8 protein-coding genes are annotated in these 19,127 nt (G+C 44.1%); 2 read left to right on the forward strand and 6 right to left on the reverse strand.

The genetic code is table 11. The features are described 5' to 3' along the window. Positions 1-85: 85 nt before the first annotated feature. Both NL644_RS06135 and ampC read right to left on the reverse strand, forming a co-directional pair. Positions 86-730 (reverse strand): CatB-related O-acetyltransferase, encoded by a 645-nt coding sequence (locus NL644_RS06135; RefSeq protein ID WP_114323342.1) that lies wholly within the window; start codon positions 728-730, stop codon positions 86-88. Between the two features lie 94 nt (positions 731-824). Then, entirely contained in the window at positions 825-1,976 is a 1,152-nt protein-coding gene (gene ampC, locus NL644_RS06140; protein ID WP_253658188.1) for a class C beta-lactamase, read from the reverse strand. Between the two features lie 359 nt (positions 1,977-2,335). Between ampC and NL644_RS06145 the strand changes: the two genes are divergently transcribed. Then, positions 2,336-3,739: a PLP-dependent aminotransferase family protein gene (locus NL644_RS06145; protein WP_114323344.1), complete on the forward strand. Its 1,404-nt coding sequence runs from the start codon at positions 2,336-2,338 to the stop codon at positions 3,737-3,739. Between the two features lie 516 nt (positions 3,740-4,255). Here the strand turns inward: NL644_RS06145 and NL644_RS06150 are convergent. The 3 genes from NL644_RS06150 to NL644_RS06160 form a co-directional block, all read right to left on the reverse strand. Further along, the gene (locus NL644_RS06150; protein ID WP_253658189.1) at positions 4,256-12,970 is read right to left on the reverse strand and encodes an Ig-like domain-containing protein; all 8,715 of its coding nucleotides are present in this window, start codon (positions 12,968-12,970) and stop codon (positions 4,256-4,258) included. 119 nt (positions 12,971-13,089) lie between these two features. Beyond that, complete coding sequence (locus tag NL644_RS06155; protein WP_114323345.1) at positions 13,090-13,704, reverse strand: phage tail protein; 615 nt, start codon at positions 13,702-13,704, stop codon at positions 13,090-13,092. Between the two features lie 146 nt (positions 13,705-13,850). Further along, a complete protein-coding gene (locus NL644_RS06160; RefSeq protein ID WP_114323346.1) occupies positions 13,851-14,270 on the reverse strand; it encodes a hypothetical protein in 420 nt (139 codons plus the stop codon). 867 nt (positions 14,271-15,137) lie between these two features. On the opposite strand from NL644_RS06160, the gene NL644_RS06165 reads away from it, so the two are divergent. After that, positions 15,138-18,311: an AAA family ATPase gene (locus NL644_RS06165; RefSeq protein ID WP_253658190.1), complete on the forward strand. Its 3,174-nt coding sequence runs from the start codon at positions 15,138-15,140 to the stop codon at positions 18,309-18,311. Between the two features lie 134 nt (positions 18,312-18,445). Here the strand turns inward: NL644_RS06165 and NL644_RS06170 are convergent, their stop codons facing one another. Then, positions 18,446-18,919, reverse strand: coding sequence for a DUF1842 domain-containing protein (locus NL644_RS06170; RefSeq protein ID WP_104970567.1), 474 nt, complete (start codon positions 18,917-18,919; stop codon positions 18,446-18,448). Positions 18,920-19,127: the final 208 nt, after the last annotated feature.

Here is a 19,127-nt window from a genome sequence, read left to right on the forward strand (position 1 = left end):
AGGAAGTGTGGTGGTTGCAGATATCCATCACACTAAAAAGAGGCTCTATAATGAACCTCTTCTGTTTTTTAAAATAGTGACATCGTCACTCTACTGAATGGTTTCTATCGTATTCAGCGCTTGCCTTTTTCAGCCCTTCTAAATCGTCTGAACATAACAACCTCTTCAGGCTGTCAATTTTCTTATCAGGCCAATCATATATCCTAAGAGCGAGCAGTTCGTCTATCGTCTCTCGAGAAAAGCGATATTTGACATGCTTAGCTGGTGAGCCTGCAACCATGCTGTAAGGCTCAACATCTTTCGTCACCACACTGTTTGCCGCAACGATTGCTCCTTCTCCGATAGTCACACCCGGCATTATCATGGATCGCATACCGAGCCAGGCGCCATCGCCAATGTGAGTATCTCCTTTCCCTACGTACGCTTCTTCAATAAAGTTCATAAATGGGTACAAGGAGAACCAATCAGCTCTATGTGTACTGTTTCCCCCCATAACAATCACAACTTCCGCTGCAATGCAGACAAAGTCACCTATATGTAACTTATCAATCTTCCATTTTGGTTCCCAATCTCGGCTGAACTCATCGCCTTGTAGATATCTTACAACGGACTCCTCAAAACCGGCGTCCCAACAATCACTGTAATAACTATGTTTACCTTTAATCGTTATATTTGGATTCGTAACAACTTCATGTAGCAAAGTCACCTTAGACCAATGCTTAGTTTTCATGAATACTCCTATAAATACTATCGAATAAAACAATGCAGATAGTATGTATCTAAATAAGCGCTAATAATTACGTAGTGCCTATTACCACTAAAATTTACTTCACCACCGAGCTAATAATATTGTAAGCAGCCTCTACTCTTTCTGCATTGGGGTAGTTTTTATTCGCCAGAATCACTATGCCTATTTTTTCAGAGGGTACATATGCGATATATGCCCCAAAGCCACCTGTTGAGCCCGTTTTGTTATACCAAACGTCACGACCGAAAGTACCGGATACACTTGCTTGAACCGGTTTAGCGTTGAGAATTACGTCGCTGGAGTTCCCCTTCAATAATTGCGAAAGTGAAACGGGGTAGTCATAACCTTCCCACCCTACGGCTTGCGTAAACGTGTCGGTATCAAAATACTTAGTATGAGTTCGCTCTAGCGCATTGTCTATATCAGTATTAAGTTGCGCTTGACCCATATTTGCTTCGATATATTGAAGCATATCTAAGCTTGTTGATTTAATACCATAGGCTTGTGCATCAAGAATACCTGGATTAACTCTAACGGGTTTTCCCTCAGAACTATAACCAAAAGCATAGTTGTTAAGCTTATCCTTTGGTACATAGACAAACGTATTGGTCATACCGAGCTCAGGCAGGATGACGGTTTCCATCATTTCCGTATAGTCTGACTTCATACTCAAGGCACCGATGTAGCCAAATAGACCAATACTAGGGTTTGAGTACTTCCTCTTAGTACCGGCTTCGTACTCCGGTTTCCACGTTTTGTAGTACTGCATCATTTCAGCGTCGTTCGTTACTTCGCTAGGGAATTGTAATGGTAGACCACCTGCAGTGTAGGTTGCGACATGAACTAGCTTGGTATTACCCAGGACACTATTTTCTAATTCTGGAATATAATCTTTGACCTTGTCATCCATGTTCAACTTACCTTTTTCTTGGGCGTACCCAGTCAAAGTAGCGGCAAAAGTTTTACTGATAGAGCCGAGTTCAAAAATTGTGTCGTTAGTGACTAAACTCCCCTTACTTTCGTCAGCGAAACCGTAATTGTAAAAATAACGCTTACCATCAATCGTTACTGCAACAGCCAACCCCGGAATATCGTATTCGTTGATTAATCCTTTAGCACATTCATCAGCTACGCTCTTTAATTGACTGCTAACCGTTGACTCCGTTTTCGCAAACGTGACGAAAGAAGTGAGCGATAAAATAGCCACCAAGGCATTGTTTAATTTCATTGAACCCTCAATTTTTAATTTTCACTTATAATTAATTTCTAGTTTATTCCAAGACTTTTAGCTTTTTATATAAAAGTAATCCTGACTTGAAGAACTCCAATCGTTAACCCCCGATGAATAACACTGTATCTTCAAATTTTTAGTGCGATATAAACAGGTTTAAACCTGATCACCGTTGATAGGTAGGCCGATTAGATACGAATGTAAGTAACATCCGTTTGCAAAATGGGGAAATAGTGTACTCAATTACGCTTTCTCCATATCACGATAACGGTATACTAGGTAGATATACTTGGTATATACAGATCCACATCCTCACAACGCTTTAGAACCACTTTTCAACGTCTACAGAGAAAACGATGCCATTTTCACTACACTTCGAAACTGGAAAAGTCACCAGCCAACAGCTTTATTCCGAGATATACCAAGGGATATTAGAAGGCAGATTACGATCAAATGAGAGATTACCGTCGACTCGCATGTTGTCAAAAAAGTTAGGCATAGCAAGAAACACTGTCATTTCGGTGTATGAGCGACTTCAGTTCGAGGGGTGGATAGTAAAAAAGGCAGGGTCTGGCACGTACGTAAGTCATGCTCTAGAACAAACGGTGAATCAAGATAAGAGACCAATAAAACACTACCAACTAGGGGTGTTTGGCACTAACGCAGCGAAGAAGCCAGAGATCATCGCACCAAAGAATCTAGACTATGACTTCACTTTAGGCGTTCCTGATCATCAGAGAATAGCAAAGCATATTTGGCGACACTCAAGACTGAGTAGGCTCAATGCATTAACTCCAGAGTTTGCACATGGTGGTGATTTGCAAGGACTAGCTTGTTTACGAGAGTCTATCTGCGAGTATGTAAGACATTCGAGAGGCGTAATCTGTGATCCTGAAGACATCATCATTACGCAAGGGTGCCAGCAGGCAATAATGACGGCTCTCCTTACATTACTCTCTCCGGGGGATCTCGTGTCGACGGAAGATCCAGGATATCCTGTTTTTCGAAATCAAGCTCGATTACTTGGCGCGCAAATAGGCACCGTGCCGATGGACGACCAAGGCGTTGTCGTTGAATCAATCCCTTCTAATACCAAAATTATTTATACAACGCCTAGTCATCAGTTCCCTTTAGGCTTTAGCTACTCCGTCGAAAGAAAGTTAGAACTGTTGAGGTGGGCAGAAGTTAATAACGCAATCATTATCGAAGATGATTATGATGCGGAATATCACTATCTCAATACCAGTAAGCAAGCTCTCAAATCACAAGACAAAAATGACTGCGTCATTATGATAGGCAGTTTCTCTAAAATACTATTTCCCGGCTTACGCATTGGCTATATGATTCCGCCAAAATCTTTAATAGATCCAATTTCAAATATGTTATGGCACTTGGGACGAAGTACATCTGTGGTGTCTCAAATCCTACTTGACGAATTCATGCGTGACGGTCATTTCTCTCACCATTTACTCAATATGAATAAAATCTACAGCGAAAGGTATCATAAGCTCACTCAATTAATTGACAACGTAGATTGCTTACAACGTATTCAGAGCCAAGGTGGATTGCATATAGCAGCAGAAGTATCGGGGTGCGCGACAAAAATGGCGAATAAGCTTGCTTCATCCAATGTAGCGGTTTACCCATCATCGCATTTTTCTATCAACAATCATTCTAATGCCCTCTTATTTGGGTTTGGCATTATCCCTACCCCAAAAATAGAAAAAGCGTTTGATATTATTCAATCAGTATTGGATTAAAGCAGATATAAAATTATCGTTTTGATAGGTATCAATTTATCGTCGTGTTATCACCAGCAGAGTCAGAGCAACTGCGAGCTTGGAACGCTTTTCAACTCAATAAGGGTTCACTACGAATTGTGTCGCTCTAACCCGCTTGGTTTGCTTCAGCCCCAAAACTATATTTCTTCGACTGTAAACGTACTAGGTTCAAAGTAAAGCGACGTATCACGCTGACATTTTCAGCGCCCCCAGCAACACTATTACGTAAATCATCTTCTTTTAAGTTCACATCTAGTACTCAATGAACCTTATTTTTCTAATATCGAACGGATAGTAAGTTCTGCTTAACACTCTATCAATCACTACCTTTCCCTAGATGTTAAAGAAGAAAAGACTTCAAGATAATTAAGGATTTTTCATGGACTATTGATCTACATAATAAAGAGCACAATCACGACATTAATCTCCAGTGATTTACCATACCGCTTCATGAGCAATTGGGATATAAATTATCGAAAAATACCAAACCATAAGTTAATACGCTGCTAACGGCTCAAAAAAATAACGAAGTTGTAGCGCAATTATATCAACATCATTTTCATGTAAAAAATAACGAGCGCCTTGGACACCGATCTCCCAATTATCTGAGAGGTTGTAGCCAACTTCTGCACCAATATATCCATCAAAACCATCCACTTCCGTCGTTATCTTGCTGCCTTGATACGTACTTTCAATATCGGTATCCCAGAACAAGCCCCCCAAACTCAGTTTTGCGGACCATGAATTGTATTGCCAGAACTTATAACCTATGTCGAAGCCTATGCCCTTTACAAGGAGCGGTGCTATAGATGCGACACTGGTGTGATAGTCTTCTGGTGAAGTAGTCGCACTGCGCAATGTTGCACTGCCTTCACCCATATCAATATAACGGATAGTTCCTGACCATTGCTCAGAAAAAGCATATCCAAACCCGATAGAACGGTAGAGCCCGGTGTTGTCAGTAGAGATTACGTTATCACCTTTAACAGCATCACGCTCATCTGCATGGCTTGACCCCATTTGAACATCAACATACCAACCAGCTTGACTACTAAAACTAAACACAGCAATTAGTGCTAGAGCACTGTTTCTTCCATAACGTTTCATGGCTCCTAACAAAATCAAAAGCATCAACACCATGCCACCCAATGATCCTGCTGAAGTATTTTCAACCTTTACATCTCTTACCAACTTAACTGTCACTATAACTTTCCCTGTGTCTTGCAGGCCTTGGCTATCTTGAATGATATATGTCAACACATCATTGCCTTCAAACCCTGAGGTAGGGGTATAGGTCACGCTCTGATCTGCATTCATGACCACCTGCCCATACTGCGCTTGGACTGAAACCAACTTCAATGTGTCGTTATCCGGATCGGTATCGTTAGCAAGGACATAAACCGTGACAGGGGTACGATCATCGGTGGTAATATTATCGTCCACCGCATTCGGATTCTGACTGTTTACCACATTCACCGTTGCCTTCGCCGATCCCGTTCCACCATTACCATCCGTTACGCTATAAGTGATCAAAGCCTCCCCGTAGTACTGTGGTTGAGTGACATAACTTAGTTTGTTATCAACCACACTAACACTACCAATATCTACAGAAGCGCGACTTACCTTCAGCCCATCACCATCAGCATCGGTATCATTGCTCAATACATCGAGCGTCACCGTACCATTGAGACTAACAAACGCATTGTCGTCAATCGCTTGAGGGAGTGCATTATTGTTTACACGAGCGGCAACGACGCCAGGGTCAACGACACTGCCATTAGCCAATCCGTCATCATCGTTCGGACCACCGTCTTCAATGGTAAGTTGTACACACCAGTCACCTTCAGTCAGACCCTGTGACCATGAACTGTGCCCTGGTGGCGGACAATAACCAGCCTCGCCAGCACTAGAAGAAACTGTGTTTTGAGCATCCTCAATAAAGTCTATCCACCCCTGTTCAGCGTTATACTTTCGGTACACTGCATTTGCTGGAACAGGTAAACGCTGAGGCAAAACTAATTGATAGCTTTGGCCGGGCAGCGGCAAATTAGTTACTACAAAATCAAAGATTCCCCCTATGCTCTTCATGTTGATATCTTTAGGAAGCTCCTCATCTAGCAATAAAGCTCCTCCTGTTGTGTTAGTCAGAATGGTTATTCCTTTGCGTAAACAGACACCTGGCTGCCCCTCAATGAGGAAGCGATCTTTTTCTGACACAACCTGTTGAATTACGTTACAGTCAGAAATTGCGTCAAGATAGTCAGGAATGCCATCACCATCACTATCATTATGACCTTCTTGATCATCCGGGATTAAGTCGCCATCACTATCTTCACTTCCGAGCTTCGCCAATGTTTGTACCACTTCTAAATAGACATTCCGTGTCACTGATAATGGTGGAGTGCCATTGTCAGTAACTGTCAATTGCAAATTGTAAATCGCTGAACTCAGTAATTGCGGAGAGAAAGTCAATGTTTCGCTGTACATCTGCCCCGCAATCGCTTGGTTAAGTACATCGCTATCACTACTCCATCTGAAACTGTGTATATCTGACATATTTGCATCATTAACACTGCTTGTGATTGTGACCGGTTCAACACCATTTTCAATTTGGCTCCGCTGCTCCCCCGCCTGAGATACACTTACCGAGACCTTCGGAGCCACATTCTCTTCAAAGATTGTCAAGGTGTAACGACTCTTACTACCTAGATTAAGGGTGCTGTCCAAATCAATCACTAAGGTTTCAACGCCTTCACTTTGTCCATCATTAAGTAGTTCGAACGAAAGTTTGCCTTCGGTACCACTAGTTATCACCACTTCGCCAGAGGTCAGTGTGTGGTCATCACTGTCTGTGCTTCCTGAAACCGTGTAAGGTACGACTACTGGGTAACTCGGCGAAGGGCCGTTAAGGTGTATCGTTACGCTATGGTTGGTGCCTTCCGTGGTTTGTGCATCTTTGGAGATACTTATCAGTGGATACACTGTTACCGTTTGACTAGCCTCAGCAACGTTTCCATCAGAGTCTTGAGTGCGCCAATAGACCGTATTAGTTCCAGGTCGGAAGAAGGTTGTGCTGTCCACCAATGAAACAGGTAATAGCTTGCCTGTGCTATCTCGGGCCACGGCAGAGCCTAATGCAACTTTAGTAAAGAGCGAACTTGCGTTCACTTCAATATCTGAAGGTGCGGTTATTGTTGGTGCGTCCAATTTCGCACTTTTAATTGTCACGATTGCTTTCGCGGTGGCCTTTCCTCCATTACCATCTTTCACACTGTATTGCACTGTCACTGTACCAATTGAGGTCGTTGCCAATTGGATTTGACTGCCCACAATCGTTGCCGTTCCAGATGTAGGTTTAACCCATTCCAGTTGTAATGTGTCTAGATCAATATCGCTGTCGTTGCTGAGTACATCCAATAAGTAGCTACCATCGTTACTCTCGGTAAAGACATAGGTATCATTAACTGCCATTGGTTCATCATTGACGTTGATTACCGTGATGCTAAACGCTGCTAGAGAAGCGCTTAACTCACCGTCAGAGACACTAATAACAATATTATTGGTGCTGCCAACATGCTCATTTTCCGGCGTACCACTTAGCAACCCAGTAGCTCTATCAAAGGTTGCCCATGATGGTTTATTGCGGATTGAAAAGCTCAAGCTACTACTATCAACATCCGATGCCTGCAGCGCAAAGCGATACGTACTGCCTTCGTTGACAGTAAGAGCAGGAGTGCCACTGATCACTGGCGCGTCATTGACATTGTTAACAACAATACTGAATCTATTGAGCATTGTGGTCGTGAGACCATCAGAAACCGAGATAACAATGCCCTGATATTTGCCAACATCACCATTATCTGGTGTACCACTGAGCGTGCCTGTTGATGCATCAAAGCTAGCCCAAGATGGCTTGTTCACGATACTGAAGGTGAAGGCTTGGCTGTCAACATCTGACACTTGTGGCGTGAACAGATAGGTGCTGTCTTCATTCACTTGTGTTGCTGGTGAGCCAGATATAACGGGTGCATCGTTAACGTTATTCACAGTAATCGAAAACGCTGACAATGAGGAAGAAATTGTGCCATCGGATACGCTAATCACGATATCTGGATAAGTCCCCACATCACTGTTACTTGGCGTGCCAGAAAGTGCTCCTGTTGTCTTGTCAAATGTAGCCCAAGGTGGCTTGTTAGCTATCAAGTAGGTCAGAGTATCCGCTGGGTCATCGTCCAATGCCGCGGGCACAAACTGATACACACTATCTTCATCAACTTGCGCCGATGGGGTACCCGTAATCACTGGCGAGTCATTAACGTTATTCACCGTGATGGTCACTAACGCCACTCCAGAGGTAAGTTCTCCGTCACTTACGCTGTAAGTGAAACTGTCCTGACCAAAGAAGTTACTGTTACCCGTATAAACCGCGTGATTGCCTGTGACGGTAACATTACCGTTGACTGGCGATGTTACAATTTGATAGCTCAAAGATGAGCCTTCTGCATCGTTACCATTTAAAGTAATGGTCAGCGGTATCTCTTCCTCTCCCGTAGCACTGATATCGGTCGCGGTTGGTGTATCGTTGACTGGATTAACCGTCAAATCGACACGAACCTCTGTCGAGTCTAGATCACCGTCGTTGACCTTGAACAAGAAGAAGTCGGAGCCATTGAAGTTCGCTTCTGGTGTATAGCGCCAAACATTATTGGTCAACTGCTCTAGCACGCCATGACTGACTTGCTCAGTGATAAGATACTGCAGAGTGTCATCATCGTTATCAATATCTGAACCAACCAGCGTGATCACCAAACTATTGTCTTCATCAAGCGTTTGTGACTGTGCTTGCGCCATTGGTGCGTCGTTGACTGGTGTTACCGTCATGGTCACTGTTGCGACGTTAGATACAGCACCTGCTAAGTCTGCTACCGTATAGGTGAAGCTGTCTTCACCGAAGTAGTTTTCATTGGGGTTGTAAACAATCGCTCCAGACGCCGTCACGTTCACCCTGCCATGTGCTGGCATATCGACGACTGTGACACTAGTGAGTTCAAAACTGTCTCCAACATCGGCATCACTATCATTGCCTAATACGTTGACCTCGAAGGAGCCTCCCTCTAGTAGTTGTGCACTGTTATCAACAGCAACGGGGGCATCATTCACTGGCGTAATATTGAGCGTGACGGTTGCTGGCACGGAGACTGCTTGACCACTATCGGTTAACGTGTAGGTAAAGCTATGTTGACCATTAACGTTCGCTGTTGGCACAATCTTTAAGGTCCCATCGGCATTGACACTGACCGTGGCAAAACTGTATCCCCCCTCTCCTTGACCAAGATCTTGTAGGGTAATACTACTCGCGGTGAATGACCCATCTTCAATATCACTGTCGTTACTTAAAACATCGAGTGTCGATGTGACATCTTCATCCAAGGTAAAACTGTCTGCCTCCGCCACTGGTGAGTCATTGACGGAACCGATATTGACGCTGACCGTGGCCGCAAGAGAAACGCCGCCTTCACTGTCTGTGATCGTGTAAGTAAAACTGTCGCTACCATTTTCATTCGCATTCGGCGTATACACAAAAGTGCCTACAGTTTGATCAATGGCGACTTGTCCTTTTTGAGGCAAACTAACTAACGCTAAATCACCCGTTGGGATGCCATCTTCAACATCCTTCGCTTGACTGCGCGCGGTGACTGCTGCGCTTGCGGTATCTTCGTCAGTGTTAATGGTCAGCGCTTTCGCGACTGGCGCATCATTTATAGCCTTGATAGTGACGGTTACTGTCGCGTCTTGTGACTCCTGTAACAGGGCATCTTTCACGGTATAGGTAAAGCTATCCGTGCCTGTCTCATTACTATTTGGCGTATAGGTAACAACGCCGTTGCTGATCGACACCTGACCTTTAATTGGTTGCGTTTTAATCGTTGCAGAAGAAGCGACCATGTCATCATTGATATCGGAATCGTTGGCTAACAGATCAAATTGTTTCGCCGTATCTTCCTCAGTCGAGAAGCTATCATCAACTGCCGTTGGCGCGACATCGTAGCGTTTAGTCACCGTATCCGTCACTGCATCAGATGCATTGCCTGCGGCATCGGTTACCACCACGCTTACTGTCAGCGTCCCCTCTTGCAAACCAGTGACGTCAATGCCCGTTACTTGCATGGTCTCCGAGGAGATTGTTTGACTAGCGCCGTCAATGGTCGTGGTACCGTCGGTCACGCGATAAGTGAACATCGCGTTCACTTCAGCTGCTGCGAAGGTAAAGCTCATCGCCTGTTCGTTGGTTTTGTTAATGCTCTCCTGATCAATGCTGATGCTATGTCCAGTCGGGATCCCCGTATCCACTGAGATCAACAACTGAGTCGCTGCAGTATTGAGGTTGCCAGCTGCATCGCTAAATTGCTCTGCTGCAACATTAATAGTTGCATCCTCAGTGCTTTCTTCTGCAGGTGTAAAGGTAGCCGTGTAACTGGCGCCACTGCCCGCAAAGTTAGAAAGAGTTCCGCCAGCAACGGTCACATCGGCTTCGGAAAAATCAGTTGCGGCTTCACTCAAGGTAAACGTGAGTGTTGCCGTTTCACCCGCTTTCAGCGCAGCGCTGGAGCTAGTGATACTGACGGTTGGAAGCATAGTATCGACGCTGATGGAAAGTGGTGTTGCTGCACTATTGCTGTTACCAGAGGCATCGGTAAATGTGTCGGTGGCAACATCAATGGTGCCGCTCGCCACACTCTCTTCCGTTGGTGTAAAGGTCGCCGTGTAACTGCTACCGCTGCCCGCAAAGTTGGACAAACTGCCGCCAGTGACGGTGACATCTGACTCAGCAAAGTCACTTGATGACTCACTTAAGGTGAACGTGATACTCGCCATTTCGCCAGAGATCAAATCGAGGTCTGAGCTGCTCAAAGAAACAGTTGGCTGCACGTTATCTAACGTAAATGTTTTGCTATCTGCACTGGAGGTGTTGCCTGCAGTATCGCTCTGGCTAGCCGCGACCGTCAGGGTGCCGTTGTTAAATGCACTTACATCAAGCTCACTGCCGCTCAACGTCCAGTTGCCTGAGTTGTCGGCCGTCACCGTACGACTGGCATAATTGCTGTAGTCCGTGATGGTCACGGTCACGCTATTGCCTGCTTCCGCGCCGGAGCCAACAATCAGCACGTCGTTGTCTTCTGCCGCATTGACGATGCCATCAGTTTCAATCGGCGTAGTGATGGTCACAGCTGATGGTGCGGCGTTATCCAGGGTAATGCTCTGGGTGGCTGCGGTGGAAGTATTACCTGCGGTATCCGCTTGGGTTACAGACACCGTCAGGGTGCCGTTGTTAAACGCACTTACATCAAGCTCGCTGCCGCTCAGAGTCCAGTTGCCTGAGTTGTCGGCCGTCACCGTACGACTGACAGAGCTGTTATTGTCCGTGATAGTCACGGTCACGCTGTTGCCTGCTTCCGCGCCGGAACCGGCAATCAGCACATCATTATCTTCCGCTGCATTGACAATACCATCGGTTTCAATCGGCGTGGTGATGGTCACTGCTGATGGGGCTGCATTGTCCAGGGTAATGCTCTGTGTGGCTGCGGTGGAGATATTACCTGCTATATCAGCTTGGGTTGCAGACACCGTCAGGGTACCATTGTTCAAGCCACTGATATCCAGCTCGCTGCCGCTTAATGTCCAGTTGCCTGAGTTGTCGGCCGTCACCGTACGACTGACAGAGCTGTTATTGTCTGTGATAGTCACGGTCACGCTGTTACCTGCTTCCGCGCCGGAGCCAGCGATCAGCACATCGTTGTCTTCTGCAGCGTTGACGATACTGTCAGTCTCAATCGGCGTGGTAATGCTCACTACGGATGGTGCTATTGTATCAATGGTGACACTTAACGCGTTGGATGCCGAGCTAACATTATCATCGCTATCTGACGCTTTAGCACTTATTGCATGTGTAATACCAGACGCCAACTCATTGGTTGTTATCTGCCAGTTTCCTCCAGTAGCAGTGCCTGTGCCAATAACCGTTGCACCTCCACCGACTTGATCACTGTATAAAGTAACGATCGATCCACTCTCGGAAATCCCACTAAACGTTGGAGTAGTGTCACTGGTAATATTATCAGTATTTAATGATCCGGTATCCGAACTAGCATCTAAATCGGGTGTAGATGGCGCATTTGGCGTGGTATCGACCGTAGTAAAGTTAAATGTGGCATCATCGCTGATCCCAGCAAAGCTATTATTTGCGGTGTCAGCCACGGCACTGGATTCAATATGAATGGCGTAAGTCCGGTTTCCTATCAGATCACTGGTTGGGTTTAAGTAAACTTTATCGTTGGTAACACTGATGCGGCCAGCGCCTGGTGAAGTTGTTGTGCCATCGCTTTCGGTGGCAACATTAAATACTTCAAAATCGCGACTGTCTGTAACATTACGAATGGTAATATTGCCGCTCTTCAGCTCAATATTCTCATCAAAGGCAATCTCGATGTTTTTGCTAACAGAAACATTGGTTGCATCATCAGTGGGGGTTGAGCTCGCACTGACAAAAGTAGGCGCGGTTGAGTCTGAAACCGCAGCGTCATCAATCTTGATACTTTTGATAAGATAACGAGAGTCAGCACCCGGACTTCGGGTAAACGCCATAGTCACTGTATCAACGTCCTGCCATGCAGAATCAGTAAAGTCTGTACCACGGGTCAGGGTAAACAAATCCTGTAACCCTGAGTTTGCTTCACCACCTTTTGGCAAGGTGACAGTTTCGGTCACTGTTTGAGTATCATTAGAGAAGCCAGTTAACACAAGTTGATACGTTTTATCTGAGTCTCGGGCCGACCCCTGCATAAAGGTAATTTCGTCGAAACTGAAGTTAGTACTTGATCGCTCAAAAAAGCGGAAGCCACGATTGTTGAACTCATTAATCATGGTATTTGAGAAAAAAACACCAGCTACAAACCCGAGGTCATTTAGGCCAGTAAACGGAGTGCTATCAGTGCTATTGCCGGCATCTAATACCATAGACACAGCACCTGCACTGGTGAGAGTGACCGAGGGCATACCCCCAGTGACGCCTGTCTCCACCTCACTAAAATTGGAACCTGAGCCATTAGAGTAGTTAATCGTTTGCTGTGCGGCCCAGACTTCACCGGAAAAAAACGCTGAGGACACCCATGCTGTTGTAATTGCGATCGCTACCTGACGACGTAATCTCATTTTCCTCTCCTGAATATGACGGCCTTATCAACATAGCCGGGTTATCATAATCAACTTAAATATTTAATTTTTTATAGGAAAGGATTAGCGAAAGTTTCAGCCAATTCTTTCTTGGTTGATTAGCTGCGCGGTGGGTATACTCCAGCAGTGGCAATTAACCAATTAATCGGCAATACCGGGCTCAAAATATTAAGTGGCGCTGAACCGCCTGTTTCAGTCACAGTTACAGTACCTCCTTCCGAGCCACCACCAGACACACTTAAGCCTTCGATCTCAGCCAAATCTGGTTGCTGAAACGTCGGTTTATAGAACCCGGGGGTAGAGTTTTGCGCTATATACGAATTACTATCGGGTACCTGTGTATTTGCAGCATTGGTAGCAACCTGCATCCTGCCTGTTACAGGTGCAGCAGTGCCAAGAGGGGTAAAAATTGCCGTATGTAAGTGTGCTGGCATTTGGGTTATATCAATAGTTACCAGTTCAGTACCCAATCTTTCTCCCTGATGATAATCCATCCCCCCAGGTCGTGTGCCTACACCAACTGGACTGCGGCCACGCAAATCAGGTAAACCAAAGGTAGTTCGGGCGTCACCTCCGTATAGAGTGCTAACTAGAGAGAAGAGTGCTGGATTATCTTCAATTGCCTGCATTTGCCCCGAGCACATTGCCCAATTTCTAATTGCAAAATTGCCGCCAAATGCGGTTAGTGTCCCAAGATACGGTTCTGTAGCCATACTGCTCTTCCTTTTAACGTATACACTTAAGTTAAAACCAACCCATAACGTAATTGGTGTGGTTGGTTAAAACTTTCCAATCTCGCATTACTAAATACCGTTACGGGCTTCATTAATGCCGCAAAGAGCCGTATTGAGATATTTCTTTACTCGCAGGCCGAAGAGCGCTGAAGCAATGACATCCCAGCGTTCAGCCCAGATGTGGAAATGTACTGTCGGGTCAGTTCCTCTTGAGTGAGTTTAGCCAGAGAAAGAGATTGGCAAGCGTTGCCATACATGCTCTGAAAGGCTTGCACCAGTGTTCGGTGCTCAACTTTCGTCTCCTTCAATACGAGCTCAACTGCCGCAGCGAAACTCTCTTTCAGTTGCCGTTGGCGTTCAGCCGTGCTGAGTTGGTTTTGGAGCATAGCCTCAAGTTGAGTCCGTAATGAATACTTAAGCAGCTCATCCATTTCGGGTTCAGAAAAACCAAACTGTTGAGTTTGTTGCTGCACTTCTTCAACACCGACCGTCTCACGAGATTGAGGACGTTGCTGGTAGAATTCTATAGGTGAGCCCTTTTGCATAATTCATGAACCTCAATTGCCGCTGTAGCAGTAGTTAATGATGTAAACAAGCCTGTACTTGAGAAAAACATACGCCATGAGCTCCGCGTTACAATATCTCAGCTCCCGGCTCTAACTTATAAACCGTACTGACAAAATTGGGCAGCAAAATTGAAATAAAAACAGTTCCAATTCTGGAAATTCAGAGAGTAGTAAATAGTTAGGGTAATAGGCCTTTCGATAGGATTCTTCTAAAGCAAGCGCTTGCCAATCCCCTCGATAACAAGATCGTTTGACATGTGGCAGCCACGCAATCACCTTGATAGAGGTAAGCGAGGCATTCAAGTGTGGTGTAATATGAAATCCTTTTAACAGGCAGAAAAAGCCAATATCCATTGTATAAAGCCAACTATTTATAATATTGAAATTAAAATTATTTTTATCGGCAGTTATTTAGAAAGTGCCGATGTTTAATTTATAGACTAGAAAAACTTAACTCGCCAGAATAGGAATAAAAAAACACTAAAAATAAGATTATCAATTTATATATCTAAAATTAAAGAATTTAATTGTTAAGGTTTAATGCAGTCCAATATAAGTTTAAGGTGTGCAATCTTTTAAAAGATATACATTTAAAGATATTTCAAAAAACTTATTAATAAAAACATGAATTCACAACAATAATTATCAAAATTATTAATAACAAAAACACCACTAATACAACAATAAATTAAGGCAGTTTGAAGATTAAAATGCCCATTTCATTTTCGTATATAACATTTTAACTACTAGTATTATATGTGGTGAAATAAGATAAATTTATTCACTCAACATATCCAATCGATTCAGGTTTACTGGGAAAAGCTATACGTTACAACGGAGTGAAATATGGCAAATAGGGATGGAAGAATTCCACTCAACGTATTACGACTCAAAGAACTGAGAAAGAAATTAGGACTGAGCCAAGAAAGACTGGCGGAAGAATGCTTTCAACAGGGTTTTGTCGTATCTATTGCTTCCATAAAGCGAGCAGAGTCTGGGGCGAATGTGCTGTATCGTACCGCATCCAATCTCGCGGAATACTTTTCTGTCCCCGTAGAGGACCTCTTAATAGATCGCGCCTCAGAACCATTACTTACAAATGTGTCTTCATCACCACCATATTTTTTTATTTTTGCAATCGAAGCAAAGTGTGATTTGACCGTAAAGACTCTGCAAACATTACTTTTCAGCCAAAACACTACACCCATAATACAAAACCGGACGTTTGTTCTTACTTGGTCTTTACAGGAATCGGACGAATATGTTTTTGAACGAATTCGACAACTAGCCCTTCAATTACAGGTTGCTCTTTCGGCTTCGATTCGGTCTTTTATCAATGCGAAATACAAGCATCGAGTCACTGAGCTATCGGAACATCCGAATGCGATAACCCCAATCAATGAAATCCTAGTTAAAATCCCTTGGGGAGAAATAGCTGCTTGTCCTTGCTTTATCTCGTCCAATTGTGCCAGACCAATAAAACCGTTTCTAACAGGAGAGCCAGACTTCAAAAACTGGCATCTTGTATCCTTACACCAAAGCCATACTGACTGTTTTGTAGGGCGTAAACTTGAACTAGAAACATTGAATAGCGGAATCAAGCGATGGCAAAAACAAGAAGCAGGCCAAACGTATTGTATTACTGGTACCGCAGGGATAGGAAAGACCAGCCTACTCAACCAGGTCATTGCGTCTTTGAATCGATCTTCGTGTTTAACCACAGAGATTCAAATCCTGAATCATGGCAGTGCTGATCTCTTGTCCCCTCAAAATATATTTACTCGGGCAATTTGTTCATTTACTCGTGAAGATACCGATGATTCTATTCGTCAGCAAACTGTCGAGTCATCAATTCCGTCTTCTTTCCACCTCTGCCTTTATTGGTTAATGGGGGTAGCACTCAACGAATCAGAAAAGCAGTTGCTGAACTTAATGGAGTTCCAAACGCTGAAACAAACGATAGAGCAATCTATCCCTTTCTTAATTCAACAACGGCAGACCAGCAAACCGCACTTGATTATTGTTGAAGATGTCCATTGGGCCGACGAGGTAATGTTGGCATTTCTTGAGACACTGCTACCTCATATTACAAACACCAATATTTTGCTCTTTCTGACGTTTAGGCAGCAAAAACGACTTAGTTCCAAACAATCTTGGTTTACCAACGTGAATCTAATCGAACTTAGGGAGTTATCATCTGAAGAGTCTTACGAGTTAGCTTGCTCAATCACATGCCAACAGAATAAACATATCAATGACTGTATAAAGCTTGCGAAAGGCCATCCTCTATACTTGCGCCAAACACTGCTTTGCTCTCAGTTTGATAAAGACGTTCCGGAGTCATTGGAACATTTAGTTTCGATACAATTAGCTCAACTTCCAGCCCAAGATCGCCAAGCACTCTGTACTGCCTCTGTGTTGGGGCAGTGCTTTCAACTGGAGCAACTGCGTGAAATCACTCGAATTCCCGGCTACGTACCAGATAAGTTAGTCGACGCTGGCTTAGTAAAACTCAATGGCGATCAATACCTTTTCCATCATGATTTGATTTGTAATGCTGTTTTCCGTCAAATAGACAAGTCACAGTGTTCAAAAATACACATGGCCTGTGCAAAATGGTATGAGAACCGAGATCGATTCTTATATGCCGTCCATATTAATCATGCCAAGGTCGAAGGTGTATTTACTGTTCTTGAACAGACCGCCAAACATTACCTGAGTAATTATCAGTTTGAAAAAGCACTGACACTTATTGAGTTCGCTATTAAAGAGTCACCTAAAGAACAGATGGCGTATGCACTAAATATGAAAGGAAACTGCCTGTATTCGATGGGACGCATCAAAGAGAGTATTGAGGTTCTTGAGCAAGCGGTTCATCACACAGAAAATGATCCTGAACGTGTTCAATACTATTTAGACCTCATTAACCCCTACCGCTTAACCGACAACTTTGTACAAGCGATGTCGATTTTAGACCAAGCCCAAGCCCTGTGCGAAAAGCTGACGTTAAATAAATCTTTGTGTGAAATCCACTCGATGAGAGGTAATATGCTGTTCCCTACTGGGCAGCTAGACGAATGTGAGAAAGAACATTTACTTGCATTAGATTACAGTCAGCGAGCAAACTGTTTTCGCGCGAAAGCAAAATCGCTTGGCGGCCTCGGTGATTGTGCCTACGCACAAGGAAAAATGGCTCGCTCATACGAGCACTTAACCGAGTGTTTGCAACTGTGTGAAGAGCATCAGTTGCTTTCGATTGAAACTGCCAATCGCTACATGCTGGCAACAGTGATGATCTATCAACTGCAATCTGACGAAGCACTAAAACAGGCTCAGCATGCCTCGAATCTTGCTTATCTCACGGCAAACCGCCGAGCAGAAATTGTTTCCAGGCTTACGGCAGCATGGATCTTTCTCGACCGTAATGTATTGGTGCAAGCTGAAAACGAAATCTCGACCGCTCTGCAACTTTCAAAACAGCTTAATGCTCATCGATTTGTCGCTTTTCTTTTGGAGTCCAGTGCAAGATTGCACTGGTATCAGGGAAAAGAGGAGAAAGCCCTTTCGGACATCGACACGGCTCTAGAGCTTGTTCATATCAATAAGCTACACAATTTTATTGGTCCTTGGCTCGTATCTACCAAGGCACTTATTTGTGGCGATGAATCAACGGCCCTCTCCGCTTTGCGCACTGGTGAGGCTTGGCTAGAATCTACCTGTGTTGGTCATAACTATTTACGCTTTTACCAACAAGGAATCCAAGTAGCGTGGCAGTATAAGCAGCCTACGCTACTTCGAAAATATCACGATAAGCTTGCTAACTTCACCCGAGAAGATCCGCATCCATGGGGTGATTTTTATATTGAACAAGCGAATCTGATGCTTGCCTTACTCGACCAGTCCAGCTCCGTCTCTGAGTTGTTAAACTTCAATCAGGCCGCGCGTAAGTATCAACTGAACCAGGCTCAAATAAGTGTTGATGAGCTCGACCATTGGCTCTTCACATCTACTCAACCATGAAATATTCAATAAACGAAGAAAGTCGACTAATTGCACCGCCAAATCATCTTGTTTGCTCGATTTACCTCGTCAAACACAGATATTCGAAACCATCGAATATCTGTGTTTTGGCACAGTGTCATCGCTGATTAGATTTATGCTGGCGCAAGATCACTTTGCTCCACCTTAAAGTTTTCGATGCTAGGAACATGCTCAGGTAAAAGTAGAGTAACGCGTTGATTTGCTACTTCAATCCATTTACCTGAACTATTTTTATATCGATAGAATGCCACGCCTGACTTCCAATCATCATTAAGTAGGATGTTGAGCGTTACGTTGTGAAGATCTGCTCCTAGAGGAGCAATGCCTAGGTAAGGCTGGTAGCCCTGCAACGTCACCATGATATGACAATCACGCATCGTGCATTGATAGTTGAAACTGCCATTGAGATCAGACACCACATTTAACGGTGGGTTAATGGCCTGAAAGATATGTCCTTTACCCACTATTGATTTGTCTTCGCTGGCCACAAGTAGATTAACATCGAAGTTCACTCCTCCAGGTAAGCCGTTACCAATTTGATAATGAGCAGTAAAAATTGCTTGTGATTCTTTTGATTCCATTTTCATTGTGTTCTCCAACTGAATTTATTGTCGTTAGTGACCCATTCAATGTAGATAACACGTCATTCAAGTTCAGTATCACTTTAGGCTCAGATCTACTTGACTACATAAATTATCTACGGTCACGCAGATGCCGCTCGTTCTTTTCATCAACCAGATATTATTGCTCTCTCGCTGATGCTTTTGGCGATTTGTACAGAACAACTGATACCAA

This window comes from Vibrio sp. Y10_XG_PY6 (assembly GCF_024181795.1).
GTDB lineage: Bacteria > Pseudomonadota > Gammaproteobacteria > Enterobacterales > Vibrionaceae > Vibrio > Vibrio diabolicus.

What these genes read in the sequence shown, in the direction of transcription:
- NL644_RS06145 (WP_114323344.1), top strand. Translation starts at nt 2,336, where the DNA reads ATGCCATTTTCACTACACTTCGAAACTGGAAAAGTCACCAGCCAACAG.
- NL644_RS06165 (WP_253658190.1), top strand. Translation starts at nt 15,138, where the DNA reads ATGGCAAATAGGGATGGAAGAATTCCACTCAACGTATTACGACTCAAA.
- NL644_RS06170 (WP_104970567.1), bottom strand. Translation starts at nt 18,919, where the DNA reads ATGAAAATGGAATCAAAAGAATCACAAGCAATTTTTACTGCTCATTAT.
- NL644_RS06160 (WP_114323346.1), bottom strand. Translation starts at nt 14,270, where the DNA reads ATGCAAAAGGGCTCACCTATAGAATTCTACCAGCAACGTCCTCAATCT.
- NL644_RS06150 (WP_253658189.1), bottom strand. Translation starts at nt 12,970, where the DNA reads ATGAGATTACGTCGTCAGGTAGCGATCGCAATTACAACAGCATGGGTG.
- NL644_RS06135 (WP_114323342.1), bottom strand. Translation starts at nt 730, where the DNA reads ATGAAAACTAAGCATTGGTCTAAGGTGACTTTGCTACATGAAGTTGTT.
- ampC (WP_253658188.1), bottom strand. Translation starts at nt 1,976, where the DNA reads ATGAAATTAAACAATGCCTTGGTGGCTATTTTATCGCTCACTTCTTTC.
- NL644_RS06155 (WP_114323345.1), bottom strand. Translation starts at nt 13,704, where the DNA reads ATGGCTACAGAACCGTATCTTGGGACACTAACCGCATTTGGCGGCAAT.